Source organism: Xenorhabdus sp. NBAII XenSa04 (genome assembly GCF_963866145.1).
In the GTDB taxonomy this organism is placed as follows: Bacteria; Pseudomonadota; Gammaproteobacteria; order Enterobacterales; family Enterobacteriaceae; genus Xenorhabdus; species Xenorhabdus indica.
Genome location: NZ_CAWMEB010000192.1, coordinates 1 through 439, shown reverse-complemented (window position 1 = coordinate 439; position 439 = coordinate 1). Strand labels below are relative to the sequence as shown.

The window sequence follows — 439 nt, the reverse complement described above, 5'->3', positions numbered from 1 at the left end:
ATGAAGTGAGATACCCCCATATGAAGCTAACTGCCCGACAGGTGGACACTGCAAAGCCGAAAGAAAAACCCTATAAACTTGCCGATGGCGGCGGATTATATCTATTGGTTAACCCTAATGGCTCTCGCTATTGGCGGCTAAAATATCGGCTCGCAGGTAAAGAAAAACTACTCGCATTAGGGGTATATCCTGAAATCTCCCTTGCCGAAGCACGAACCAAGAGAAATGAAGCCCGGCGGACGCTATCGGATGGTCATGATCCGATAGAAGAAAAGAGAGCAGAAAAAGCAGCTAAAGTATTTGCGGTCAGCAATAGTTTTGAATCCATCGCTATTGAGTGGCATGAGTATAAGCGCCCAAACTGGTCAAAAGGCTATGCCGAAGACATTCTGGAATATCTGAAAAAAGATATCTTCCCGTATATTGGTAAACGTGCTGT

The 439-nt window shown here is 45.1% G+C and carries 1 protein-coding gene; it reads left to right on the top strand.

Annotated elements, in window-relative coordinates; genetic code table 11:
• Window positions 1-20: 20 nt before the first annotated feature.
• A partial coding sequence (locus AAC147_RS08095; RefSeq protein WP_047686286.1) for a tyrosine-type recombinase/integrase occupies window positions 21-439 on the top strand: 419 nt, incomplete at its 3' end.